This is a genomic window from Myxococcaceae bacterium JPH2 (assembly GCA_016458225.1).
Lineage (GTDB): Bacteria > Myxococcota > Myxococcia > Myxococcales > Myxococcaceae > Citreicoccus.
In genome coordinates, this window is the sequence record JAEMGR010000028.1 from 103130 (window position 1) to 127550 (window position 24421).

Annotated in this window: 19 protein-coding genes; 11 read left to right on the forward strand and 8 right to left on the reverse strand. The window is 70.2% G+C overall.

Annotated elements, in window-relative coordinates; translation table 11 throughout:
• Positions 1 to 114: 114 nt before the first annotated feature.
• The 3 genes from JGU66_29760 to JGU66_29770 form a co-directional block, all read right to left on the reverse strand.
• Positions 115 to 930: an SDR family NAD(P)-dependent oxidoreductase gene (locus JGU66_29760; protein ID MBJ6764971.1), complete on the reverse strand. Its 816-nt coding sequence runs from the start codon at positions 928 to 930 to the stop codon at positions 115 to 117.
• Between the two features lie 200 nt (positions 931 to 1130).
• Entirely contained in the window at positions 1131 to 1952 is an 822-nt protein-coding gene (locus JGU66_29765) for a mechanosensitive ion channel family protein (GenBank protein MBJ6764972.1), read from the reverse strand.
• Positions 1953 to 2146: 194 nt separating this feature from the next.
• A complete protein-coding gene (locus tag JGU66_29770; protein ID MBJ6764973.1) occupies positions 2147 to 3130 on the reverse strand; it encodes a cyclase family protein in 984 nt (327 codons plus the stop codon).
• Positions 3131 to 3432: 302 nt separating this feature from the next.
• Between JGU66_29770 and JGU66_29775 the strand changes: the two genes are divergently transcribed.
• Together JGU66_29775 and JGU66_29780 are read left to right on the forward strand one after the other, a co-directional pair.
• A complete protein-coding gene (locus tag JGU66_29775) occupies positions 3433 to 4215 on the forward strand; it encodes a hypothetical protein (protein ID MBJ6764974.1) in 783 nt (260 codons plus the stop codon).
• A gap of 702 nt (positions 4216 to 4917) precedes the next feature.
• Positions 4918 to 5709, forward strand: a complete 792-nt coding sequence (locus tag JGU66_29780) for a hypothetical protein (GenBank protein MBJ6764975.1) — start codon at positions 4918 to 4920, stop codon at positions 5707 to 5709.
• Positions 5710 to 5776: 67 nt separating this feature from the next.
• Here the strand turns inward: JGU66_29780 and JGU66_29785 are convergent, their stop codons facing one another.
• Both JGU66_29785 and JGU66_29790 read right to left on the reverse strand, forming a co-directional pair.
• Positions 5777 to 7696, reverse strand: coding sequence for a hypothetical protein (locus JGU66_29785; GenBank protein ID MBJ6764976.1), 1920 nt, complete (start codon positions 7694 to 7696; stop codon positions 5777 to 5779).
• A 131-nt stretch (positions 7697 to 7827) separates the two neighbouring features.
• Positions 7828 to 8562 (reverse strand): DUF2238 domain-containing protein, encoded by a 735-nt coding sequence (locus tag JGU66_29790; GenBank protein MBJ6764977.1) that lies wholly within the window; start codon positions 8560 to 8562, stop codon positions 7828 to 7830.
• A gap of 100 nt (positions 8563 to 8662) precedes the next feature.
• Between JGU66_29790 and JGU66_29795 the strand changes: the two genes are divergently transcribed.
• Complete coding sequence (locus JGU66_29795) at positions 8663 to 9856, forward strand: glycosyltransferase (GenBank protein MBJ6764978.1); 1194 nt, start codon at positions 8663 to 8665, stop codon at positions 9854 to 9856.
• Here JGU66_29795 and JGU66_29800 read toward each other — a convergent pair.
• Positions 9787 to 11013, reverse strand: a complete 1227-nt coding sequence (locus JGU66_29800; GenBank protein MBJ6764979.1) for a glycosyltransferase family 4 protein — start codon at positions 11011 to 11013, stop codon at positions 9787 to 9789. The two genes, JGU66_29795 and JGU66_29800, sit on opposite strands and share 70 nt — an antisense overlap.
• A 118-nt stretch (positions 11014 to 11131) precedes the next feature.
• Between JGU66_29800 and JGU66_29805 the strand changes: the two genes are divergently transcribed.
• From JGU66_29805 to JGU66_29820, 4 genes are read left to right on the forward strand one after another with little or no spacing between them, the layout of a single operon-like run.
• Entirely contained in the window at positions 11132 to 12025 is an 894-nt protein-coding gene (locus JGU66_29805) for a hypothetical protein (GenBank protein MBJ6764980.1), read from the forward strand.
• Positions 12022 to 12666, forward strand: coding sequence for a hypothetical protein (locus JGU66_29810; protein ID MBJ6764981.1), 645 nt, complete (start codon positions 12022 to 12024; stop codon positions 12664 to 12666). Before JGU66_29805 ends, JGU66_29810 begins: the two co-directional genes overlap by 4 nt.
• 8 nt (positions 12667 to 12674) lie before the next feature.
• Positions 12675 to 13040 (forward strand): hypothetical protein, encoded by a 366-nt coding sequence (locus JGU66_29815; GenBank protein MBJ6764982.1) that lies wholly within the window; start codon positions 12675 to 12677, stop codon positions 13038 to 13040.
• A gap of 3 nt (positions 13041 to 13043) precedes the next feature.
• Positions 13044 to 14060 (forward strand): hypothetical protein, encoded by a 1017-nt coding sequence (locus JGU66_29820; GenBank protein MBJ6764983.1) that lies wholly within the window; start codon positions 13044 to 13046, stop codon positions 14058 to 14060.
• Here JGU66_29820 and JGU66_29825 read toward each other — a convergent pair.
• Positions 14050 to 14433: a serine/threonine protein kinase gene (locus tag JGU66_29825; protein MBJ6764984.1), complete on the reverse strand. Its 384-nt coding sequence runs from the start codon at positions 14431 to 14433 to the stop codon at positions 14050 to 14052. The two genes, JGU66_29820 and JGU66_29825, sit on opposite strands and share 11 nt — an antisense overlap.
• 260 nt (positions 14434 to 14693) lie before the next feature.
• Between JGU66_29825 and JGU66_29830 the strand changes: the two genes are divergently transcribed.
• Together JGU66_29830 and JGU66_29835 are read left to right on the forward strand one after the other, a co-directional pair.
• Complete coding sequence (locus tag JGU66_29830; protein ID MBJ6764985.1) at positions 14694 to 16163, forward strand: HAMP domain-containing histidine kinase; 1470 nt, start codon at positions 14694 to 14696, stop codon at positions 16161 to 16163.
• 103 nt (positions 16164 to 16266) lie between these two features.
• Positions 16267 to 16860 carry a hypothetical protein gene (locus JGU66_29835; protein ID MBJ6764986.1) on the forward strand — a complete coding sequence of 198 codons (594 nt, stop codon included), beginning with the start codon at positions 16267 to 16269 and terminating at the stop codon, positions 16858 to 16860.
• Positions 16861 to 16884: 24 nt separating this feature from the next.
• Here JGU66_29835 and JGU66_29840 read toward each other — a convergent pair whose 3' ends face one another.
• Positions 16885 to 19965 (reverse strand): hypothetical protein, encoded by a 3081-nt coding sequence (locus JGU66_29840; GenBank protein ID MBJ6764987.1) that lies wholly within the window; start codon positions 19963 to 19965, stop codon positions 16885 to 16887.
• Positions 19966 to 20438: 473 nt separating this feature from the next.
• Between JGU66_29840 and JGU66_29845 the strand changes: the two genes are divergently transcribed.
• Together JGU66_29845 and JGU66_29850 are read left to right on the forward strand one after the other, a co-directional pair.
• A complete protein-coding gene (locus tag JGU66_29845; GenBank protein ID MBJ6764988.1) occupies positions 20439 to 22151 on the forward strand; it encodes a hypothetical protein in 1713 nt (570 codons plus the stop codon).
• Entirely contained in the window at positions 22148 to 24325 is a 2178-nt protein-coding gene (locus JGU66_29850) for a beta-lactamase family protein (protein MBJ6764989.1), read from the forward strand. The genes JGU66_29845 and JGU66_29850 overlap by 4 nt, the downstream gene beginning before the upstream one ends.
• Positions 24326 to 24421: the final 96 nt, after the last annotated feature.

Consider the following 24421-nt stretch of genomic DNA (forward strand, 5'->3'; position numbering starts at 1 on the left):
CGGGCCCCGCGAGTGTTGTCCCGTGGCTCAGGACAGGGGCTTTCCAGCCCCGTGGCTCAGGACAGGGGCTTTCCAGCCCCGTGGCTCAGGACAGGGGCTTTCCAGCCCCGTGGCTCAGGACGAGGGCTTCAGCCCCCCGGCGTACATGCTGCCGGAGCGCGAGATGATGACCCCGTGGGGCAAGAGCTTCATGGACAGGGCGAGCAGCCGGTTGAGCAATCCAGGGATGGACAGCTCCTTGCGCCGGACGAAGGCGCGCACCGCGAGCCGGGCGCACTCCTCGGCGGACATGATGCCCAGGTCGCCTGCCTTGAACTTCCGGGAGAGGCCGGACAGCTCCAGCATCTCGGTGGCGATGCCGCCGGGCGCGAACACCGTCACGGACACGCCCGTCTTGCGCAGCTCGTAGGCGAGCCCGCGCCCGTAGCTGATGACGAAGGACTTCGTGGCCGCGTAGGCCGTCTGGTACGGCAGCGGCGAGAAGCCGGCCATGGAGGCCACCAGCATGAGGCCGCTCGGCGTGCCCTGCTGGAGGAAGTGCGTGGAGAAGCGCTGCGAGAGGTCCACGAGGCTGGTGATGTTCGTGGCCACCATGGACTCGAAGTCCGCGGGGGCCTGCTCCAGCGCTCGGCCGAAGAACGTCACGCCCGCGTTGAGGATGGCGCCGGCCACGTCGCGCCCGGCCACGGCGGACTCGAAGAGGCGCTGAGGCTCACCCGCGCGGGAGAGGTCCGCGGCGAGCGGCGCCACCTTCACGCCGTGCTTCGACTCGAGTTCCGCTTGCAGCGCGCTCAGCCGGTCCGCGCGGCGGGCCACGGCGATGATGTTCGCGCCGTGCTGGCTCGCGAGCACGCGCGCCATCTCCAGCCCCAGTCCCGACGACGCGCCGGTGACGACCACCCAGCGATTCTTCAGCTCCAACCTGGCCATGGCGCGTTCCACTACCCCAGCCGCGCGCCGCGCGCGACCTCCGTGCGCTTGCCTGGCTCGGTGGAGCGCGAGGACCCGCCAGTTGCAGGGCCCGCAAAGTAGCAGGGCCCCGGAGGAGGGGCTCCGGGGCCCTTGCCGTGCGTCGACTGCGGGATGGGGGGAAGCTCCGGGCTGGGGGAGCCCGGGCACTGGCCGAGGGGTCAGCCAGCCTTGGTGAGCACCGCCATGGGGGGCGGCGCGGGGACGACGTAGGCCGCGGCGAGGAGGGCGTCCGACAGGGCCTGGGTGAGGGCGCCTTGCACCGCGTCTCCGCGCGTGGGGGCGCACCAGGCAGTCACCGCGAGGACAGGGCCCGCCGCGGTGAACTCCGCGATGCCCACGCCCACGCCCGGGGTCGTCAGCACGTCGGGGATGCCCGCCGCGACGCTGGCGAACGCCTCCTGCATCGCGCGCACGTTCGTGCCGTGCACGAGCGGGACCTTCACGACGACGCGCCGGTGCGGGTGCGAGTGGAAGTTGACGATGTTGTCGCCCAGCAGCCGGCTGTTGCCGACGAAGATGCGCACGTTGTCGGGCGTATCAATCGTGGTGACGAAGAGACCAATCTCCTGCACCGCGCCGCTGATGCCGCCGCCGCTGATCTCCTCGCCCACTCGGAAGGGCCGCAGCACCAGCAGGAACACGCCCGCCGCGAAGTTGGAGAGCAGGCCGGACCAGGCCGAGCCGATCGCGATGCCGGCCGCGGCCAGCAGGGCGGCGAAGGACGTGGTCTCGACCCCCATCACTCCCAGCAGCGACAGCAGCAGGAGGATGGTGAGGAAGCCGCTGAAGAGGGACTCGACGTAGCGGATGAGCGTGGCGTCGAACTTGCGCTTCTGCAGCGCGAGATGGAGCACCTTCTGGAAACCGCCGATGGCGGTGCGCCCCATGAACCACAGCACGATGACGGCGGCCAGCTTCAGGAAGAAGGGCAGCGCGTCCGTCAGTGCCAGGGTCTTCAATTGAGTGATGAGTGATTCCACGTGTGCCGCCGACCTTTGCTGGGTGCTGGGATGTTCCAGGCGAGCGCGGACTGTACAGCAATCACAGTGCCAGTCCGGAGTTGCCGTGTCGGAGGCCCCGCCTCAGAGGAGGCGGGCCGTTTCCCAGCCGACACGGGCGCGGGCCCTGACGTGTCAGGGTGGGGCTCTGACATGTCAGGGCAGGGATTGACCCGTCAGAAGGTGGCGATGGGATTGGCGGGTGAGCCGGTGCCCCCGTCCACGGCGAGCGGCGAGAGGGTGAAGAGGAAGTCGTAGCGGCGGCGCTCGGCGGCGGCGCGGCTCAGGGCCTCGGGGTCGGCGTTGTCGATGATGTAGACGCCGAGCGTGTGGATGAGCAGCAGGTGGACGGGCATCACGACGCCGTCCACGCCCGAGGGCATCACGTCCGCACCGACGTCGGTGGCGACCACGGCGACGCCTCGCTGCCGGAACCACTCCGCGGTGGAGGCGTGCAGGCCCGGCGAGTGCTGGGACACCTCCCACGGCCCCACGGCGGCGCGGCGGGCCCAGCGGCCGGTGCGGACGATGACGGCGTCCCCCGGCGTCACCCGCACCTGGGTCTTCTTCTCCCAGGCGTCCAGGTCCTTGGCCGTGATGGGGGTGCCCGGCTCCAGGTAGGGCACGCCCAGGAAGGCCGGCATGTCGATGAGCACGCCGCGCGTGAGGAGGCCGTCGCGCAGATTGTTGATGGAAAGCACCGAGCAGCCCTGGGCGTTCACGCGCCCTTGGGCGTAGCCGTTGTACATCTGGCCCTCCGCGAAGATGTGGCAGAGCGCGTCGATGTGCGTGTGCGACCAGCCGTGGTAGCCGATGCTCAATCGGTCCGAGCTGTACGTGGAGCTGTCGGGCTCGCCGGAGGTGAGCATGGCGTGCTCCAGCGGCGAGGGCACGTCCGCGGCCTTCTGCGTCTCCACGGTGTGCGCGACGGAGACGGAGACGCCGTCTCGCACGAGCCGCGCGGCCTGCTTGCGCTTGTCACGGGTGATGAGGTTGGCGGCGCCGAGCTGGTCCTCCGCGCCCCAGCGTCGCCAGTTCGTGTGTTTCGCCTTCCACGCCTGGATGTCCTGCGCGGTGGAGAGCGAGGGAGTGTCCTCGGCGCTCACGGGGAGGGCGCCGAGCAGCAGGCCGGTCGCGAGCACGGTTCGAAGCAAGGTCATGGAAAGGGGACTCCGCGCGCCATCGCCAGAGGTGGCGAGGCGGCCACCGCGCGGTGCCGGTGGCGATCCCTTTCGTAGGGATGCGGCGGGGTGAAGCCCAATCCACCGCATCGATGACGCTCATGGATGTGGCGCATGGACGAGGGCGCTGTCCGTGCCGCGCCGCTGCACGGGTGGGCGTGAAGGAATGGGTGGTCGTTCGTTTCTCCTGGGGTCGCGCGGCTCCTCTCGCCATGGGAGCATCCCGGGTCCGTGGTCTTCCGCTGTCCTCTCGCTTTCCTCCACGAGGCATCACTCCGCTCATGCACTCCTTCCGCTTCCGTCTGGGCCTGTCTGGACTCGTTGCCTCCTCGCTGCTGCTGGCCACGCCCGCCTTCGCCGATTGGGTCGGTGACCTGCGCGTGAAGAGCGCGCCACTTCCTGGGCAGAAGGGCCCCGCTCCGGAGACGGCCGGGAAGATGTACGGCCGCATGGACAAGCTGCGCATGGACATGGACACCCCGCAGATTCCCGGCGGAATGACCATCCTGTTTGACTGGGAGAAGCGCACGGGCGTCGTCCTCTTCCACGAGCGCAAGACGGCCATGGTGCGCAACCTGGATGCGCTGCCGGTGCAGATTCCCAACACGTGTATCGGCAAGGGTCAGGACCTCGACGCGTGCTTCACCTCGCAGGGGTACAAGAAGGTCGGCACCGAGAAGGTCAACGGCCACCCGACCATCGTCTACGAGGGCCTTCCTCCTGGCGCGGAGGGGAGCATCAAGCGGCAGAAGGTGTGGCGCCCCACGGACCTCCCGGAGGTCGCCTACGTGCGCAGCCAGACGTTCGACCCGCAGAACGCCCTTCGGGCGGAGATTGACGTCACGAACATCCAGGTGGGCGCGCAGCCGGACTCGCGCTTCTCCGTCCCCGCGGACTACGAGACGCAGGACGCCATGCGCCCCGTGCCCACGTCGATGGGTGCCTTCAAGGCCGAGGACCTCCAGGGAAAGACCCCCGAGCAGATCCAGGAGATGATCCGCCAGCGCATGAGCCAGCAGGGCGCGCACGGCACGGCGCCCGCGCCGAAGAAGCCGAAGAAGTAGCGAGCGGCTCACATCCGTCCTTCGCGGAGACATCCACCGAGCGCGTTCGGCGGAGGATGTCTCCGGTCTTGCAAGGCGGTGGGGCGTGAGGCGCGTCCACGCGTTACACGGGTACACCGAGCCGCCGGTCCGTTGCGTGGTCACCTGCTTCGAGGGGCCCTGGCAGGTCGCGGTGGAGCCGCCCTCCGCATCCTCGGGTGCGCCGCAACCCAGGCGCTTGCTCAGGCCCACGAACTGGTCCTCGGTGCCCCGGGTGAAGACCTCGTCGCCAACCTTCAATCCCTGGCGCGAGCGGTTCAATGCATAGCGAATGGTGCGAACCTTTCCTTCCGCCAAGCGTACGTCATCGGTGCGCAGGTGGCTGCATTCCTCGGTTGCCTCACACAGCCATCCACGCTTGTCTGGCCCGCGGGGGCACGTGAGAGAGCCTTTGCAGCCCAGCTCCGCGTGGCTCGCCTGGAGACTGTCTTTCCATGCCCCCGCGCTCAACGGCTTGGAGAAGGTGTCGGCGGGACCCGCGCCCAATTCCTCCGCGACGTTCGCCAGGGCCGCGACGTCTCGGCGGGGCTGGGTTATTCGTCAAGGAATAGGCCGTCGTTCGTTTCTTCAAGAGTCGTGCGGTTCATTCCGCCATGGGGGCATCCCACGGTCCGTGGTCTGTCGTTGTCCACTCACACTCCTTCACGAGGCTTCATTCCGCTCATGAATTCCTTTCGCTTCCGTCAGGGTTTGTCTGGCTTCGTTGCCTCCACGCTGCTGCTGGCCACGCCCGCCTTCGCCGACTATGTCGGTGACCTGCGTGTGAAGAGCGCGCCCCTTCCGGGGCAGCAGAGCCCCGAGCCGGAGACGGCCGGGAAGATTTACGGCCGCAAGGACAAGCTGCGCATGGACATGGTCTCGTCTCAGCTTCCCGGCGGAATGAGCATCATCTTCGACTGGGCGAAGCCCAGTGGCATCATCCTCTTCCACGAGCGCAAGACGGCCATGGTGCGCAGCCTGGATGAGGTGGCTGGGCAGCTCCCCAACACGTGTATCGGCAAGGGCCAGGACCTCGACGCGTGTTTCCTCGCGCAGGGGTACAAGAAGGTGGGCACGGAGAAGGTCAACGGCCACCCGACCACGGTCTACGAGGGCCTTCCTCCCAACGCGGAGCGCAGCATCAAGCGGCAGAAGATGTGGCGCCCCACGGACCTGCCGGAGGTCGCCTACGTGCGCAGCCAGACGTTTGATCTGCAGAACACGCTTCGCTCGGAGGTCGATGTTCTAAACATCCAGGTGGGCGCGCAGCCGGACTCGCGCTTCTCCGTCCCTGCCGACTACCAGGTGCAGGACCCCAAGCGCCCGATGCCCTCGTCGATGGGCACCTTCAATGCCGAGGGCTCCGAGGGGATGACCCCGGAGCAGTTCGGAGAGTTGCTCCATCGGATCGTGGACCCGCCGAAGAGCGGCGGCGCGCGCACGAGTCCGCCCGCGCCGAAGACGCCGACGAAGTAGCGAGCGACTTTCGGTGAGACGCCGGAGCCCCGCATCACGGCGATGCGGGGCCCGGAGGTGACGCGTCTCAGGCGTCGCGGTCGCGCGCCTGGATGGAGCCGGGCAGCGCGGTGCCGCCGGAGCCGAACTGGAGGTCGTTGAGGTCCTGGCTCAGCTTCCCCGTGTTGGTGGAGCGCTGGAGCACGAAGTTCGCGATGTCCCCCGGGCTCTGGAGCTTGGAGAGCTTGTCGATGAACTCGTTGAAGCCCCGGCCGTTGCCCTCCTTCCACTCGATGTTCGCGTTCTGCTTGGTGGAGATGTAGTCGCGGGCGCGCTGCGCGAGCTGCGTGAGTTGCTGCGGCGTGAAGCTCAGCTCGATGTCCTTCTTCTTGTCGAAGAGGTGCCCGTCGACCTTGTAGGCCCGGGCGTATTCATCCTCCACCTCGCCGGAGAGGCCCTTCATGAAGAGGGAGAACTCCTGCTTGTTGGGGTCCTCCTTCCCATCCGCGTTGATGTGTCGCTTGTAATTGATGGTGAAGCCGGAGGGGCGCTGCAGCTCCATGGTGTCGTCGCGCGAGCCGTCCGGGTAGGTCGTCTCGGTGATGGTGTTGCCGCTCTTGGGGACCACGTCCCACGAGTGGCTCAAGGGCCCGAGCTTGGCCTCCAGCGTCGTCTGGGAGGTCAGCTCCGTCTTCGACACCGTCGCCGCGCCCTGGACGCCCTTGCCGTTCTGCGTGGGCAGCTCGCCCGTCTTGCGGAACTGCTCGAAGGCGTCCTTGCCGCCCTTCGTGCCGATGTCGAACTTCGCGGTGCGCAGCTTGTACTCCGACAGCGCCGTGTCGTTCTTGACGGAGACCGAGCCCTCGCCGAGGCCCACGTCGACGGACAGGCCGCCCTCCATCAGCTTCGAGGGGCCTGCCGTCACCGTCAGCTCGTTGCCCTTGTGCTCGGTCTGGATGGAGAGGCCGTGGCCCTTCTTGATCTCCTCGCCCAATCCCAGCTCGACCTTCTTGGAGACCTTGCCGCTCACGTGGGCATAGAAGCCCTCGAGCTGGGAGGCCTCCATCTGCACGGAGGAGTTGTCTGGCATTGTCTCGGGCTTGAGCGGATGCGGCGGGGGAATCTGGCCGCGCTTCATCTTCTCGAAGTCCGCGTCCGTCATCTTCACTTCGTAGGTCAGGCTCTGGGAGCCCGTGACGCCGCCGCCGATGCTGACCTTCTTCAGGTCCAGCTCACCGCCCGCCGTCACTCCCACGTCCGCGCTGAGCTTCACCGTGGTGTAGCCGTCTTTCTTCTTCACGTCCTTGTCGAGCGAGGCGGACACCTCGACGGACACGGGGCCGGCCTGGCCCGGGACGCTCACGTTGAAGGGCTGCACCGTGGCGGGGTTGGGGATGTTCGACGGGATGGTGGGGTCGGCCAGCTTCATCTGCTGGATTTCGGGCGACACGTTCGCGTCGCGCAGGGCCTGGGCGCGCTCGGGGGAGCCGGGCTTCGTGGCGAACACCTTGGTGGCCGCGGTGCCTCGCAGGGAGCCGACTTCCGAATACTGCGGCTGCTCCTTGAGGTACGCCTTCATGTCCTCGTAGCTCTTGCCGGAGCCCGGGTCGAGCACGCGCTCGCCCTGCCGCACGACGACGTGGCCCGTCTGGCCTTCCGCGCCCGGACGCGAGTCCTTGAGGAACACCATCTCCGAGCGGGCCTGAATCTCGGGCGAGCACTTGCTCACGAAGTCTGCGGCCCGGTCGAGGCAGTTCACCTGACGGTCGCGGGTGTTCTCATCGAGGAGCGAGGTCGCCGGGGCCTTCTTCGCGCCGCCGCCCAGGTCCACCGGCTGGGTGGAAGGGGACGGGGTGAAGGTGGACGGAGCGGTGGGCGGGTGCTTCGCCGCGGCCTGTCGCGCCGCCTCGGCCTGCCGCGCGGCCTCCGCCGCCCTGCGTGCCGCCTCTTCCGCTGCCCTGCGTGCCGCCTCGGCCGAACTCCTGTCTGCAACGCGTCCAGCGCCCATGGGGAGACTCCTTCTGGGTCGCGCGGGAGCAGGGTGGGAGAAGGCTCCCGTCGCGACTTCGAAAAAGAGTACGCGCCGGGAAATTCGCGGTTACACGCCGCCACACGTCGGTGGCGCGGCTCTCTGGACCTTCATCGGTTCTGGGCGGAGATTTCCACGGCGGGCTTCGCGCGGGCCATCAGGCGCTCCACGCTCTTCAGGTGGGCGCGGCCGAACACGGCCATGGCCAGCGTGGCGCCGCAGAGCGCGAGGAACATGTCCCATTGCGCGTCCCAGATGTCGCCCTGGGAGCCGAGGAACGTGTCGCCCCCGGCGGGGTCCAGCACCAGCGCGGTCCACCACTCGAGCAGCTCGTAGCCCGCGCTGATGGCGAAGGCCACCGAGCCGGTGAGGAAGTTGAGCCAGCCTCCGCGCCGCAGCGGCGTGGCGCGCAACAACACCTCTCGGATGATGAACGCGGGGAAGAAGCCCTGCGCGAGGTGGCCCAGCCGGTCGTATGGGTTTCGCGACAGGTGGAAGGCATCCCGGACGAAGTCGCCGAGCGGCGTGAGGGCATACGAGTAATAGCCCCCGTAGGTCAGCACCAGGATGTGCAGGAAGACGCAGACATAGACCCAACGCGACATGGGGAAGCGGCGGAACGTCGCGGTCAGGACGACGACGCCGATGAGCCCGGGGCCGATCTCCAGCAGCCAGTTGAGGCGGCCGGCCGGACAGAAGAGGAGCGTGAGCAACAGGATGGGGGCCAGCACTCCCGCGAGGAGCAGGGGCACCCGAGCCTCCTCGCGCGTGCCGGGCACGGCGGGGAAGGTGGGCGCAATGACATCCAAGGACGGTGCGGAGGACATCGGAAGCGCGGACTGCATGGAGACCCCCAGTGAAGGGCGCCAGGATAGCGGGGCCCGCGCGCGGGGCTCGCCGTTTCCTGTGTCGCCCTCGGGGGACTTGGCCAAGAATCCGCCGACTATGTCTCCTGATTCGCGTGTCCTCCTCGTGGCCGAGCGCTTCCCTCCCGATATTGGAGGACTGGCGCGCAGTGGGGCTCGGACCGCGGGCGCGCTGGTGAAGCTGGGCGCGCAGGTGGACGTGTTGGCGTGGACGCGGACCTCGGCCCCGGGCGCGCTGGAGACCGTGGAGGACGCGGGCGAGGTGTCTCCGTTCGCGCGCGGCGTCACCCTGCATCGGCTGGGGTTGTTCGGCAGCGCGGACCTGTCCATGCAACACACGCTCGACGTGCTCAATCACTTGCATGCGAAGCGGCGCTACACGCTGGTCTGGGGGCACTATCTGTATCCGCCTGGGTTCCTCGCGGTGGTGTTCGCGGAGTCCCAGGGGCTGTCCTCGGTGCTCAGCGCGCGCGGCAATGACGTGGATCAGCTCATGTTCCCTCCGGGCGACTTCGCGCGCCTCTTGTGGACGCTGGGACGCGCGAAGGTGCTCACGGCCGCGTCGCGCGACCTGGGGCGGAAGATGGCGCTGCTGCTGGGCCGCGACCCCGGTGTGGAGGTGATTCCCAACGCCGTGGATACCGCGCTGTTCTCTCCCGGGGCGCCGGACCTCGCGCTGCGGGCGCGGTTGGGAATCGCTCCGGACGAGGCGGTGCTCGGCTTCTCCGGCGAGCTGCGCCACAAGAAGGGCCTGCCGTTCCTCCTCTCCGCGCTCACCGAGGTGCGCCGCGCGCGGCCCGCGTGCCTGCTGGTGATTGGTGAGGTGCGCGCCCGCGACGCCGAGCACCTGGTGGCCTATCGCGCCGAGCACCCCGAGGACGCGGCTCGCATCGTCGTGTCCGGTCGGCTCGACACGCCCGAGGCCATCGCGGCGCACCTGCGGCTGTGTGATGTCTATCTTCAGCCCTCGCTGTGGGAGGGCATGCCCAATGCCTTGCTGGAGGCCATGGCGTGCGAGCGCCCCGTCATCGCCAGCGACGCCGGAGGCATCCCCGAGGCCGTGGACTCCGACCACAACGGCTTCATCATTCCCAAGGCGCTGCTCAACCACCTGGGGCAGGCGTGTCTGGATGTCTTGGGTTTGCCTCCGGAGCGGCGGGCCGCGCTCGGGGCCGCCGCGCGACGCCGCATCGAGGAGCGTTTTCAGGCCGACGCGGAGGCGGACGTGCTGCGCCGCGTGCTCGCGCGGGCCATGCCGAACGCGTCCTCGTAGGTGGCCACCAGCGCCTCCTGCGCACGGCCCCAGGTGAAGTCCCGCTCCACGCGGGCCCGCGCGCTCGTGCTCAGGGCCGCGGCTCGGAGGGGCTCGTCACGCAATGCGCGCACCGCATCGACGATGGCCTTGGGGGAGCCGGGCTTCACCAACAGGGCCTCGGTGGTGTCCTCGGCCAGCGCGCGCACCACGGGCAGGTCGCTGGCCACCACGGGCGTTCCAGAGGCCATGGCCTCTAGCAGCTTCAGCGGACAGCAGCCCTGCGCGCAGTTGCGGTCGTTCATGGGCAGGGGCACGAGCACGACGTCACAGGCGTGGTGCAGCGCCGCCAGCTCGGCTTGGGGCAAGGGCTCGCGCAGCTCCACCGCGCCTTCGAGCAGCAGGTCTCCGCAGCGGTCCAGTAGCGCGCGGCGTTGGTGTCTTCGCAGCGGGCCCACCAGCGTGAGCACCACGGGGAACTCGCGGCGCAGCAATCGACACGCCTCGATGGCGTGGTGCACGCCCTGCCAGGCGGACATCGTCCCGCTGTAGAGCAGGCGCACGGGCTGCTCGGGTGGGCGCTCGCGCGGGGGCGCGTGGCGGAACAGGTTCAAGTCCACGCCGTTGGGAATCACGCGGATCCGCGAGGCGTCCGCGCCCCGTGACTTCAGGTGCTCGGCGGTCACCGCGCTCGGCGTCACCAGGAGGTCCGCGCTCTGGATGCAGGTGTCCTCCTGCGCCTCCAGCTTGAGCAACAGCTCGCGGTCATCGGCCACGTCCGGGTAGTGGTACTTCAGCTCGATGGACGGCAGCCCGTTCACCTCGAACACCAGCGCGTCCGTGAGGGCGTCCTTGCGGCGGGCAATCGGATAGCCCTCGAAGATGGAGCGCACGTGCACCACCCGGGCGCGTGGGCGCTCGCGCCACCAGTCGCCGAGCCGCGCGCGGAAGTTCAGTGCCTGCGCCATCAGGTCTCGGCCCCGCGCCTCCAGGGGGTGATACGTGACGCCAGGGCTCCACGGCATGGGGCGCGCGCCGGGCTCCGCGCCGATGGCCAGCAGGTCCACCTGTCCGAACGCGGCGCCCAGCGCCTCGACAAAGGCCTGGATGTGCACCGCCGCGCCCTTGGGTGAGGGGAAGCGGTCGAACGAGGCGTAGACGATGCCGGAGGTAGACACGCGCCCGTGCTACCGCGCCCCGTGTGTTCGAGCAAACGCGAGGGTTTGACCCATCCCGAGGCCCCTCCTACGCTGTGGGGTCCCGCCCGGTCGGCGGGCCAGAGGGAAGGCTCGAACCGTGGCGCTCGATGTCCATCGCTTTCGCGAGGAGTTGATCTACCGCGCCTCCGCGCCCGCGTCAGAGGTGCTGGAGGACATCGCCGCCATCGAGGCCTTCGACAAGAGCGTCGAGGCGCGACGGAGCACGCAGGGCCGGCTCGCGTGGGCCTGTGGTCTGCTGAGCATGGTCGTCATGGCGTGCTTCTTCTTCATCATGCAGGGCGAGTCGCGCGCCGCCTTCGTCATGTCGCTCGTGTCGGGGCTGGGGCTGCTGGGCATCGCCGTGTACTTCTTCTCCGAGCGCTCGGCGTCGCGGCGCTTCGACTTGAGCGACCGGCGCTACCTGCTGATTCGCACGATGCTCGACCGGCTGCGGCCGGACCTGGCCCCCGATGAGCCCGTGACGCTGACGCTCGACCTGGCGCCCGTGGATGACCCGAGCAAGCTGCGCGGCAAGGGGCCTCGCGGTCGCTGGCAGACCGAGGAGTTCCTCGACCCGTGGCTCGACCTGGAGGCGCGGCTGGCGGACGGGACGTACTGGCGGCTGGGGATGACGGACCGCCTGCGCAAGGCGCGGCGCACGTCCCGCAGCGCCAGCGGGCGCACGAAGGTGAAGACGCGGGAGACGGGCGTGACGCTGGCGGAGGTCCAGCTGCGCGTGAAGCCCGAGCGCCACCCCGCGCTGGCGGGCCTGGAGCGCGAGGCGCGCGAGTCCGTGCGGCTGCCTCCCGGGGTGGAGCTGGCTCGACTTCAGGTGTCCGAGGACCGCCTGCTGATGCGCGCGCGCACGGGGTATGGCGAGTGGGCAGGAGACGTGCCGCAGATCGCGACCATGATGATGCTGAGCCTCTACCAGGTGCTCAACTACTCCACGTCGCTGCGCAAGCGCGGCGAGACGAGGTCAGCCCGATGACGCCTCGCATGACCTGGCTCGGTGTGCTGGTGCTCGTGGGCGCGGTGGCGTGCTCGCGCGGCTCGGCCTCGGACGCGCCGGTTCCTCAGCCTGCCGCTTCGGAAGAAGCGGGGCTTGGAGAGAAGCTCAAGTTCAAGGACGGCGACGACCGTGAGGTGCTCTCGCTCAAGCCCAAGCCGGACGGGGCCAAGCTCATCGACGGCGAGGGCCGCGAGGTCGCGCGCTACAAGTGGAAGGGCTCGGACCTGGAAGTGTCTGGCCCCGACGACGCGGTGCTCGCCCGCGTCTCTCGCGAGGGCGACGGGTTCGCGGTGCGCGAGGCGCGCTCCGGTCCGGTGCGCTTCTCCCTCGTGCGAGACGGCGCGGGCTGGCGGCTCCTGGATGGCGCGGGTGCGCCGCGCTACGCGGTGGTCGCTGAGGGCGCGGGCTTCCGCGTGAGCGAGCCCTCCGGTGAGGAGCGCCTCCGCGTGCACGTGCGCGAAGGCAAGGTGTCCCTGCGCGAGCCGTCGGGGCGCACGCGCTTCGCGACGAAGTCTCCTGTGCGTCCCGTGGCGGTCGCCTGCCTCGGCTTCGAGTCCCTGGACCTCCCGCTGCGGGGAGCCCTTCTCTTCCTTCTTCAGGACCCGGCGTCCTCGCGCTGATCCGCCCCATGCCCTCTTCCTTCGAATTTCTTGGCCAGTGCATGGAGACCGCCGGGTTCCTCTTCTCCCGGCCCTGCTCCCGCGATGCGGTCGAGCAATGCACGTACTGCCAGAAGGCCATCTGCATGGCGCACGCGCGCCCGCGCGAGACGGGGACGCTGTGCACGTCCTGCGCGCGGCTCATGCCCGTGTCTCCCGGCGACGGGAGCAGCATGGACGACCCGAGCTACTACTACGACAGCTACGGCTACTACGGCTCCAGCTCCTGGGGGCACGGCTCGTCGAGAGATCCGCACGACTTCACCGAGGCGGATGGCGAGAGCCTTCGCCAAGAGGACGACGCCTCCTTCGAGGAGGACATGGGCGGGAGCTGACGCGTGGGCGCGTCGCGCTGGCTCATCTATGCGCTGGGCGGTGGGTTGGGGCACCTGACCCGAGCCTCCGCGCTCGCCCGCGTGGCCGCGCGCCGTGGGCACCTCGTGTCGCTGGTGACCAACAGCCCCTTCGCGCCGGGCCTGCCCTTGGAGCCTCTGCTCGGGCCCGGGGTCGCGGTGCATCGGCTGGACGCCTCGTGGGACAAGCCCGCGGTGGTGGCGGAGGTGGCGCGGCTGTGGACCTCCGCGCCGTGGGATGTGCTCGTGGTGGACACCTTTCCCCGTGGACTCGCGGGGGAGTTGCCGCCGCTGCTCGCCGCGACGCGAGCGCTCCCGGTGCTGGTGCATCGCGATCTGAATCCCGAGTACGTCGCTCGCTTCCAGTTGGCGCAGGCGGTGGATGCGTTCGCGCTGCTCCTCGTCCCAGGTGAGCCCGCGCCGTTCGCCGCGCATCCGCGCGCGGTGCGCACCGCGCCCTGGTTGTTGCTGGAGCGCGAGGCCTTGCTGTCGCGCGAGGACGCTCGGCGCGAGCTGGGCGCGGGTGATGACTCACGGCCCCTGGTGGTGGTGGCGGGCTGCGGTCGCGCGGAGGAGGTGGAGGAGATGGGGCGGATCGCGACGCGGCTCGAGGAGGGGTTGGGCGCTCAGGCTCGGGTGCGGTGGGTGGTGCCACCAGGCTTCACGTCGCCGGACTTCACGTCGCCGGGCGCGGCCCTGCCGGTGTGGCCGCTGCTGGCGAGGCTGCCGGGCGTGGACGTGCTGGTGGGGGCGGGGGGCTACAACACGGTGCGGGAGGCGCGGGCCACGGGGACGCCGTTGGTCGCGCTCGCGCGTCCTCGGCGCTACGACCGGCAGGCCATGCGTCTGCGGCCGGAGGAGCGGGTGGCGGACGCCGAGGCGGTGTTGGCCCGGGTCCAGGAGCTGCTGCCACCTCGCCCGCATCTCCCGGCGGAAGCGGACGCCTTCCGGGGCGCCCACGCCGCCGTGGAGCACATCGAGCGCGCGCTGCTCAGTGCTTGAAGCCCTGGTGTCCCGCGGCCGGCTCCATGCCGTGGGCCATGATGAAGTGGTAGATGACCTGCGGGTCTTCCTTGGGGCCGCCGAACAGCTCGACGAGGAAGTGTCCCTCGCTGCCCGTCTCCGGGTCCGTGCTGAGGGTGACCTCGGTGACCTCGCGCCCCGCCATCACCATCTCCGCCACCAAGGACTTGCCCTTGAGGACCTGCACCACGTGCTGGCGATCCTCCTCCATCAGCACCCAGTGGAAGTCATCGTGGTCGAACAACGTGGTGTCCGCGGAGCCACACCGGAGGATGCAGTTGGTGTGCTCCTGGAGCCAGCGCCAGAAGGCGTCGAAGTTCAGGGTCCGGGTGGGTTGCGAAAGCGTGTCCATGGTGACCTCGCGCGCGCCCGAGTGCACTGTGCTCTCCGGGCCACGTCCGCCCTGACTAGCACGGCCGGGGCACTCGCGGGGCGGGCACTTCCCTGCTCACCCGCCCTCGGACCCGCGGGCTGACGGGCGCCGTGAATCCCCCACCCCCAGAGGGTGTTGCTCGATGCGGGACGAGGGCACCCCCCTCGGGAGGATTCCAGGGTGGACCCGAGGACGCGCGAAGGACCCGCGAGGACGGTTACATCACCCCAGGAGGTTGCATGAGCCTGCGTGCCTTCTTCTCCGTGACGCTCGGCGCGCTGGCGGTCATCACGCTGCTGGCCGCCGCCTCGCTCGTCGGGTTGACGACGGTGCTGGCGCGCACGGCCGGCACGCTCGGCGACTCTCTGGAGGGCGTGCGGCTGGCCGAGGAGCTGGAGGTGGACCTGCTCTCCCACGCGCGGATGAGCAGCACGCCCGCCGCGCGGGACCCGAGCGAGGGAGCGGAGCGCGGCCGCTCGCTGCAAGAGCTGGAGGCAGGGTTCCCGCGGCAGCTCGCTGGCCTGGCCGCGACCGCGACCACCCAGGCGGAGCGGCACCTCCTGGACGAAGTGGGCGTGCACATCGACGCGTACCTGGCCGCCCAGCGCGCGCCGCACCTGCAATCGCCCAAGGGAGACCCTCGCGTGGAGCCCTCGCTGGACTCCGCGCTGGAGTCGCTGGAGCGGTTGATCCAACTCAACGTGAACGAGGCGCAGGCCGCGCGTGAGCGCGCCGCGCGATGGGACGAAACGGCCAACGTCGCGGGCCTGGGCCTGAGCGCGCTGATGCTGGCGTCGCTGGTGGGCGTCATCTTCTGGCTGCGTCGCTTCGCGCTGCGCCCCGTGGCGGACATCAGCCACGCCATCCGGCGCTTCAGCTCCGACCGCAAGAACACCCGCGCGCCGGAGTCCGGCCCCACCGAGCTGCGCGAGATGGCGCGCACGTTCAACGAGATGGCCAACCACCTGACGCACCAGCAGGAGCAGCAGCTCGCGTTCCTCGCGGGCGTGGCCCATGAGCTGCGCAATCCGTTGTCCGCGCTCAAGTTGTCCACCGCCATCGCGGATCCAGGCCGTGCCTCGCTGACGCCCGAGCGGATGCAGCGCACGCTGGCCCTGGTGCGCCGACAGGTGGCGCGGTTGGACCGGATGGTGGGGGACCTGCTGGACGCCACGCGCATCGAGGCGGGCCGGCTGGAGCTTCAACCCGAAGTGCGCGACGCGCGCGAGCTGGCGCGGGCCGTGGTGGAGCTGTACCAGTCCGGAGACCCAGGCCATGTGCTGCGCCTGTCGGTGTCGGACGCCCCCGTGCTCGTGCGCGCGGATCCCTCCCGACTGGAGCAGGTGCTGCACAACCTGGTGAGTAACGCGCTGAAGTATTCGCCCTCGGGAAGCCGGGTGGAGGTCTCCGTGCTGGGGCAGGGCGAGGAGGCCATCCTCGCGGTGGCGGACCAGGGCATCGGCATCTCCGCCGAAGAGATGCGCCAGCTCTTCACGCCCTTCCAGCGCACCGGCAATGCCCGCCAGCGCGCTCCGGGCGTGGGGTTGGGGCTGTCCGTGGCCCGTCGCATCGTCGAGGCGCACGGCGGGCGCATCGAAGTGCAGAGCGAGCCCGGCCAGGGCTCCACGTTCCGTGTCCACCTGGCGCTCCTGTCCTCTACCGAGGCCTGTTCGCCGAGGACGGACGCGCCCCCTGTTCCCGTGCACTGACGGGGGAATCGTTGCGTGTCGCGCGGAGGGGCCTCGGGAGGGGTGCGTCCGGGCGTCCGCCGGCATACCTTGCGGCCACACCGACTGGAGAGCCGCCTGGATGATGATGACCCTGCGCCGAGTCATGCCGCTGGCCGCCGTGCTGGCCCTGGGCGGCTGTGCTGGAGCCTCGAAGTCCGCGCCCTCCGCCGAGGTGCACGCCCCGCCCGCCGCCTCCGTCATCCAGTCGCACGAGGGCGGCTTCTCCGTGGCCTTTCCGGCGCCTCCCGCCGAGGAGCGGCGCACGCAGAGCACCGAGGTGGGCGAGGTGACGCTGCACACGTTCATCGCCTCGCGGCCCGACGCGGACTCGGCCTACTACGTCTCGTACACGGACTTCCCGCCTGGCGCGGTGTCGCAGGCGGATCCGCGTGACGTGGTGTCGCGAGCCAGCCACGGCGCGCTGGAGGCGCTGGGGGCGCAGGACATCTCCGCGCACCCGCTCACCATGGAGGGAGGCTTCCCCGGCCAGGAAGTGGGAGGTCGCGCGGGCGCGCGCCGGCTGCGCGGTCGCTTCTTCATGGTGGGCACGCGCCTGTATCAGCAGCTCCTGCTGCACCCCGAGGGACGACCGCCCTCGGATGCGGACAGCTTCTTCGAGTCGTTCAAGCTCGACCCGCGCGTCGCCGCCGAGCTGTCCCGCAATCGCGGCTCGTGAGCCGCGCGCCCCCCACGCGCACCCTCACACGCCGAGGCTGAGCCAGTTCGTGGCCGCGCTGCCCGAGTCCAGCTCGCGGATCCACACCGCGCGGTCCGTCCCCACCGCGTAGACATCGACGCGGTTCGTGCCGGTGAGCAGGGCGCTGACGGGCCCCAGGAAGCTCCCGCCCAGGAGCGTCCACCCCGAGAGCGAGGGGCTCCACTGCGCGCCGTCCCAGGTCTTCAGTCGCGGCACGCCGTCCGTGCCCACCGCGATGACGGACACCTTCGCGCCGTTGCCCCACGCGACGGCCGTCGGAGGACTCGCGAACGTGCCGCCCAGCGAGGTCCAGCCCGTGAGCGAGGGCTGCCACTGCGTGCCGTCCCAGGCCTTGTGTTGAATCGTGCCGTCGCGTCCGAGCGCGAAGACCTCGAAGGCGTGGGGCTGAGCCGGCGCGCGCGAGACGACGGCCAGCGGCCCCGCGAGCTGTCCGCCCAGGGACTGCCATTCGCCAGTGAGCGGATACCACTGCGCCCCATCCCAGTACCGCAGGCGGAGCGCTCCGTCCGTGCCCACCGCCATGAGCGTCAGGTAGGTGCCCCAGTTGACCGCCACGGGAGCGCCGATGAGCGCGCCGCCCAGGTCCGCGAGCCCCGTGGCGGACGGGCCCCAGCTCGTGCCGCTCCACCACTTGTGATGCACGGAGCCATCTTTGCCCAGGGCGAAGATGTCGAAGGCCCCGGGCATTCCCCACGGCGCGCGCGACACCGAGCACGGCGCGCCCGTGAGCTGTCCTCCCTGGTCCTGCCAGCCCGTGGCGGACGGGCCCCAGTTCGTGCCATCCCACCAGCGGCTCAGCAGCGAGCCCTCGGAGCCCACCGCGACCAGCGAGGTGTACGGGCCGAAGGCCACCGTGGCCGGCGCGGACACCACGGTGGTCCCCACGTCGTGCCACGCGGGCGGGGAGGATGGCCACTGTGCGCCACTGCGCGACGTGTCCCGCATCGCCCCGTGCACGCCGCGGTTGAGGAGCAGCGTGGGGCCTTGTGCGGACACCACGGCGGCGGGCACGGCGGGCTCGAGCGTGACGTGGAAGTGGTACAGCACGTTGTGCATCAGCCGTTGCAGCGCGACATCCGCGGACAGGGCCCAGCCCGCGCCGATGGTCCCCACGTAGAACACGTGGCCGCCCTGTGGACGGTCCCACTGGATGACCTCGCTGACGATGGTGGAGGTCCCGCTGTGCCACGTGCCGTAGTAGTCGAGCACGCCCTCACTCTTGCTCGCGGTGGCGAGCGTCGTGATGCCCGAGGGCTCCACGGGCACGGAGGCGCCTGGAGGCGGCGGAGACAGGAGCAGGCGTCCGACGCGCGCGTCCCACTCATGGCCCACCGCGCGGGGCAGCGCTCCTCCTGGCCCTTGTCCGAGCGGACTTCCGGAGACGACTCCGGTGGCCTGCGGCGTGGTGAAGAAGGTGTGCTGCGGTTGCTGCACCGTGAGCGCGGTGAACTGCGCGGCGTCGGTGCCAACGAAGCCCGAGGCCTCCAGTCCCAGCAGCTTCCAACCGGGGCGACCGCACTCGCGCAGGAGTCCGCCGCGCTGGAAGTCCTGGCTGTGCCACAGCTCGCCCACGCTGTCGACGAGTCCGCCGAAGCCCTGGCCCGCGTCGTACTTGCGGCACTCCATCACCGTGCCCGACGCGTCGAAGCTCACGCGCCAGAACAGGGAGTTCCCCGAGAGCGCGACGACGCTGCCTCCCGAGGTCAGGAAGGCATCCACTCCGTCCCATGCGGGCGCGGACCAGTACTCGCTGTGCCCGTTGATGCAGAGGACCTTGTAGCCGGACAGCAGGCCTGGGTTCTGGTGCAGGTCCAGGTCCGTCACCAGGTCGAAGGCATAGCCGTTGCGCTCCAACCATTGGTGCAGGAAGCGCTCGGCGCGCACCAGGTGGCTGTAGCCCACCGAGGGCGCGCTGTAGAGCGAGGTCGCGCCCGCGGCGCGCAGGGGCATGCGCAGGCCCACTTGGAACGTGGGCTGTCCCGCCCCGTGGGACGTGTAGCAGGAGTACTGCGGGAAGCCGGCGGCCTGTCCCTCGAAGGGCGAGCTGTACGCCAGCCACGTGTTGATGGCGCACAGCACCAGCACCTGCGCTGGAGGGCGCGAGGCGGCCCGCTTCACGACGAAGGGCACGTCATAGACGGGAGCGCCGCCGACGAACACGCGGGCGACATGCAGGCCCGGCGGGGTGGACTCGGGGACGGCGTACGTGTGCGTGACGCTCCAGCCGCAGTCGTAGAGATCATCCGACGCGAAGCGCAGCGCGTGACCGCGCGTGGGGTCCTGGGCCGGCACATAGGTGCCATGGCGAGGCACCGCCGAGGCATCGAACCCGGGGCCACCAATCATCCACCCGGCCTGATTGACGATCGTCCCCGTGCGACCCGAAGGGCCGAGGTCCGCGACGGTGCTCCCGCGCTCCTCGGTGAGGGGCCAGCAGGCGAGCACTCCGCTCATGGCCGGCGGGGTGGGCGGCGTGACGGCGTGGCGCGCCTGGACCTCCTGCGCGGTGAGGGCTCGCGCGTAGAGGACGGGCATTGCGAGGTCGCCCTCCAGGAAGTGGCCCGTGCGGCCCGCGCCCGCGTCGTCCAGGGCGCCGTAAGCCCCGAGCCGCATCGGCGCGGAGCCAGGGACCAGCGGGCCCGTGAATGCCTCGCCCGAGGCGTACTGGCCATTGAGATAGAACGCGACCTGCTGGCCATTCCAGGTGAGCACCAGATGAGACCACTCCTGGTCCGGAACGGTGGGCCCGGTGAAGAGGCCCGCTGCCTGGAACGCGCCGCCGTTTCCGAGATAGGCGCACACGCGCCCATTCGCGAGGAACAGCCCGAAGCCGCACGCGCTGGGGTAGGTGTGCTGGGTGATGAGTCCCTGCCACGCGGCCCCGTTGCGCGGGCGCACCCAGCACTCGATGGAGAAGGCGCTCAGGGCCTGCGCCGCGGCCAGTCCGTTCTCCACGTGGACGTAGGAGCCCGGAGTGATGGGCTGGACGTTGGCGGGCGAGACGGGAAAGTCATACAGCCGCACATCGAGCGCGTTGCTGTCGAGGTCGTTCCCCAGCCTCACGATGGACACTTGATGGGGTTGATCGCTGCTGACGCGCAGGTGGAGGGACGTTCCCGCGGCGACGCTCCGCTCGGCGTATGCGTGCGCTCCAGTTGGACGGAGGGCGACAGAGGGCTCTTGGGGCATGGCGGGGCACGCTAGTCCACGGGCCGGACACGATGTCCGCCAGGTGATGATTGCCCGTGTACCCCGAGAGGCCTGGGATGTGCCCGGACCGTGCCGAGGGGCAGTGAATCCGAGGGAGGAAGAACGTTCCTTTGGGGTGAGGATGCAGGCGGCGGTCCGGGAACATGCGCGGTCAGGACCTTTCGTCTAGGCTCACCGGCCGCATGACGGTTCCGGATGTCTCATGGGGTGGGCGACATGCTCGGCTCCTGCTCCTCGTGAGTGGCTTGTTGTCGGGGTGCGACGCCGGAGCGCCCCTTCATCGCATCCCTCCCCCCGAGGTTCCCCCGCGAGCGACCGGGCCCGCGATGCGCCCCGTCGAGGGAGACCCAGCCGCGCGAGCCACCCATGAAGAGGCCAGCGCGGCCGCGCCGTCGCCCGTACCCGAGGGGGCGCCGGCCTCTCCGCTCGTCGCCGGGACCGCGCCGAAGACGGAAGCTCCAGCGCGTGACCTCGCATCGGGGACGGATGGGGCGCCGCAACCCACGCGCTCCGCCGAAACGAAGAAGGATGTTTCGGCACGCGTGTCCGAGGCAGACGGAGCATCGAAGCCTTCGCTCGCGGTGTTTGCTGCGCCCACCACGGGCCCCTCGTCGCGCGACCTCGCACCCGCCAGCGGGACGACCGCGGAGTCGCCGGTCGTCGCGCCCGTTCCAGCTCACGGCGAGCCGCTGGTTGCGTTGAGCGATGCGCACGCGGGTGCTGAGTCGGGCGCGCCTCGCCGAGCGCTGCCTCCGCTCTCGTCGCGGACGAAGTCGCTCCATGAACTCGCGGCGCGGCTGCGCGCACCGGGTGGGGCGATTGAAGACCCATGCCTGCTCCCCGCGGGTCAGGGCTGTGCTCGCACGGCGCTGTCGCCCTTCTTCGCGTCCATGGATTCGCTGGCGCGAGGCACGACCACCCGGCCCACGGTCATCACGGCGTTCGGCAACTCGTTGATCGCCGGCGATCGCATCGTGGACATCCTGCGCATGGAGCTGGGCGACATGCTCGGCGCGGCGGGCCGAGGCGTCCTGCTGGTGGACCGCATGGCCCCCTACGGAGGCCGCGAGCGCACGGCTTCCACGAGCACGGGCTGGGAGCCACGCACGCTGGGCGAGCTGCGCGCGCCTCCGCTCCCCTTCGGCATCACCGGCGTCTACCACGTGGCCACCGAGTCAGGCGCGCGGGGTCGCTTCAAGCTGGAAGGAGAGCCGCACGGCACGCTGTGGTGGCAGGACGTCCCCGGTGGCGGCGCGCTCACGGTGACGAGCCAGGGCCAGGTGCTCGCGCGCACGACGCCCACGGGCAACAACCAGGGACAGTCCACGCGCTTCGACATCCCCGCGGACGCGAAGTGGTTGGACGTCTCCGTCGAGGGAAAGGACGCGGTGGTCCAGGGCGTGGTGCTGGAGCACGACAGGCCCGGCATCGTGTTGGACATGCTCGGCGTGCCGTCCTCGGATGCGCGGCTGTTCGGCCGCTTCGGCGACGACCTCCTGCGCACGCAGCTCACCGAGCGTTCGCCGCGCCTGCTCCTCTTCTTCCTCGGCGGCAATGAGCGCAAGCGGCTGGAGTGGAAGCGCACCACGCCCGAGGTCGTGCGCTCGGACCTGTTCGCCCTGCTGCGCCGCGTGCGCGCCGTGTCACCGAACAGCGCGTGCATGGTGGTGGGCCCCATCGACGCGGTGCGGACGGACTCGCCCACGGGGCCGGGCAAGGACCCTCGGCCCTTCCTCGACGCCGTCATCGCCGCGGAGCGAGAGGTGGCCACCCGCGAGGGCTGTGCCTTCTTCGACCTGTTCTCGGCCATGGGTGGAACGGGCTCGTTGATGCGCTTTCACGCGGCGGGCTTCGTTCATGACGACCTCGTCCATCCGCGTGGCAAGGGATTGGATGTGTTGGGCCAGCTCGTCACGGACGCGCTCTTGCGCGCATGGGTGGAAGGAGACGCGATGGTGCCTGCGCTGACCTCAGAGCGAGATGCCGCCCCCGAGCCGCCCCCCACGTCATCGGCTCAAGTCTCGGAGACCGTTCCATGAGGCGATGCCTCATCGCGGTGTTGCTCCTCGTGGGGAGCGTGGCGGGCTCGGCGCAGGAGCCGGCGGCCCCACGTACGGAGGCCCCGGCCGCGCCGCCTGTCCCTGCGGTGAGCGAGTTCCCGCCCGAGACGCAGCGGATCTTCGAGGCCATCGTCCGCACGGACATGGAGGAGGGCCCCGTGGCGGGGCTCTCCGTGGGCGTGATGCAGGGGACGCGGCGCTGGTCCCGCGGCTTCGGCTACCGAGACCTGGGCCGCAAGCTGCCCGCCACCGCGCGCACCACGTATCGGATGGCCTCCATCACCAAGTCGTTCACGGCGGTGGCCGTGCTCCAGCTCGTGGAGCAGGGCAAGCTGGACCTGGACGCGGACATCCGCACGCTGGTGCCGGACTACTCCGTGAAGCAGTGGCCCGTCACGGTGCGGCAGCTCCTGGGACACCTGAGCGGCGTGCCGTCCTACGACAGTCCGAAGGCGGGAGAGAACACGCGGCCGGTCACCACGCGCGAGGCCATCGCGATGTTCTCGCAGAAGCCGCTCATGTTCGAGCCGGGCACGCGCTACCTGTACTCGACGTGGGGCTTCAACCTGCTCGGCGCGGCGGTGGAGACGGCTTCCGGGCAGTCGTATCGCGACTACCTGCGCGCGCATGTCTTTGGTCCCGCGGGCATGGTGCACGCGGACCTGGACGAGATGCGCACGCGCGACGAGCACCAGGCCGTGGGCTACCGCGTGGTGGGCTCGACGCTGAAGCCCTCGCACTTCCTCGACGTGACGAGCCGCTTCGGCGGCGGCGGCACGCGCGCCACGGTGGATGACTTGCTCGGCTTCGCGCGAGCGGTGCTGGATGACCGGTTGGTGTCGCGCGCGACGATGGGACAGATGCAGACGTCCATGTCGACGAAAGACGGGCACCTCACCGACTACGGCATGGGGCTGGCCACGTATCCATTCCGAGGCCACTACGTCGTCGCGCACGCGGGAGGCCAGCCGGAGACGACCACGCTGCTCATCATGCTCCCTGCCGAGGACACGGCCATCGCGCTCGCCACCAACGTGGAGAACGAGGCGAAGCGCCTGCGCCGGCTCTCCATCCGCTTGATGGAGCAGGTGGTGGATGGGGGCGAGGCGCGCCGCGACGTGCACTTCAACGACCCCGTGGATGGGGTGGTCTATTCAGGCATGGGTCGCCTCGCCAGCTACGGGCTGGCGTATGACGCGTGGGTGACGCGCGGCCCGGGCACCCTGCCAGCGGATCCAGACCTCGCGAGCGCCTTCGCGCGCGTCTCCGCGTTGCTGGACCGCACTGCGATTGCACGCGAGCCCGTCGCGGCGCTGTCGCGAATCCAAGCTGCTCATGAGCCACGCGGGGACTCGGTCTTCATCCGAGTGGGCGCGCGCATGGCGCGCACGGTGGTGCAAGCCTTTGGCCCCGAGCGCCTGAATGACTATCGCGCCCAGGGCGCCCTGGCCTTCTTCGCGGACTATCTGGCCGCGTGCGAGAAGGTGTCCTGCCCCGAGTCCCAGCGTTTCGGAACCCCCCTGCGCGCGGACATCCAGCGCTTCCTCGCGAGCTGGAAGCGCGCGGACGTGCCGGCGCTGCGGCGCACGCGCCTGGATGAGATGAAGAACCCCGAGCCCTACTGGACGGTGCTGAAGGAAGCCGTGGCCAAGGGCCCGGAGGTCCACGCGGACTACGCGGAGGAGATGGTGCACGTGGCCGAGCGGGCTCCCGCCAAGGACGCCGAGACGCGCCTGCGCTGGATGTCGCGAGCCGTGGAGCTGCATCCGCGCTCCATGGAGGCGCGGCTGACACTGGGCCAGGAGCTGCTGAACGCGCGAGAGGAAGAAGAGGGCATGGCCCACGTGCGCGAGGCCGCGACCACGCCCGAGGGGACGCTGATGCTGACGCCCTCGGGTTTCATCAAGAAAGCCAAGATGGCGAAGGGCACGCGGATCGCCCGAGGCCTCCTGCGCGTGGGCGTCCGTCTGCATCCCAGCTCGCCGGAGCTGTGGGAGGCGCTCGCGAAGAAGGAGCGAGCGCTCGGAGACGCCAGCGCGGCGAAGGCAGCGCTCCAGCAAGCGAGGGCCGCGCGTGCCACGCAGAAGGCACTCGGGGTGACAGGCGCGGCGAGCGGCGACCCCATGGAACTCGGGACCGTTCCGTCGCCCTGAGTGGCCGGGCCTCACGCAAAGACACCCGCGTCATCGTTTGACGCGGGGTCCTTGCCGCGAGGATTCAAAGACAATCTTCCCCTGGCGCAGCGGCAC

Coding starts and splice junctions, on each gene's coding strand:
- JGU66_29775 (MBJ6764974.1), top strand. CDS start 3,433: ATGCACTCCTTCCGCTTCCGTCTGGGCCTGTCTGGACTCGTTGCCTCC.
- JGU66_29785 (MBJ6764976.1), bottom strand. CDS start 7,696: ATGGGCGCTGGACGCGTTGCAGACAGGAGTTCGGCCGAGGCGGCACGC.
- JGU66_29760 (MBJ6764971.1), bottom strand. CDS start 930: ATGGCCAGGTTGGAGCTGAAGAATCGCTGGGTGGTCGTCACCGGCGCG.
- JGU66_29830 (MBJ6764985.1), top strand. CDS start 14,694: ATGAGCCTGCGTGCCTTCTTCTCCGTGACGCTCGGCGCGCTGGCGGTC.
- JGU66_29795 (MBJ6764978.1), top strand. CDS start 8,663: ATGTCTCCTGATTCGCGTGTCCTCCTCGTGGCCGAGCGCTTCCCTCCC.
- JGU66_29815 (MBJ6764982.1), top strand. CDS start 12,675: ATGCCCTCTTCCTTCGAATTTCTTGGCCAGTGCATGGAGACCGCCGGG.
- JGU66_29810 (MBJ6764981.1), top strand. CDS start 12,022: ATGACGCCTCGCATGACCTGGCTCGGTGTGCTGGTGCTCGTGGGCGCG.
- JGU66_29850 (MBJ6764989.1), top strand. CDS start 22,148: ATGAGGCGATGCCTCATCGCGGTGTTGCTCCTCGTGGGGAGCGTGGCG.
- JGU66_29790 (MBJ6764977.1), bottom strand. CDS start 8,562: ATGCAGTCCGCGCTTCCGATGTCCTCCGCACCGTCCTTGGATGTCATT.
- JGU66_29780 (MBJ6764975.1), top strand. CDS start 4,918: ATGAATTCCTTTCGCTTCCGTCAGGGTTTGTCTGGCTTCGTTGCCTCC.
- JGU66_29770 (MBJ6764973.1), bottom strand. CDS start 3,130: ATGACCTTGCTTCGAACCGTGCTCGCGACCGGCCTGCTGCTCGGCGCC.
- JGU66_29845 (MBJ6764988.1), top strand. CDS start 20,439: ATGCGCCCCGTCGAGGGAGACCCAGCCGCGCGAGCCACCCATGAAGAG.
- JGU66_29825 (MBJ6764984.1), bottom strand. CDS start 14,433: ATGGACACGCTTTCGCAACCCACCCGGACCCTGAACTTCGACGCCTTC.
- JGU66_29835 (MBJ6764986.1), top strand. CDS start 16,267: ATGATGACCCTGCGCCGAGTCATGCCGCTGGCCGCCGTGCTGGCCCTG.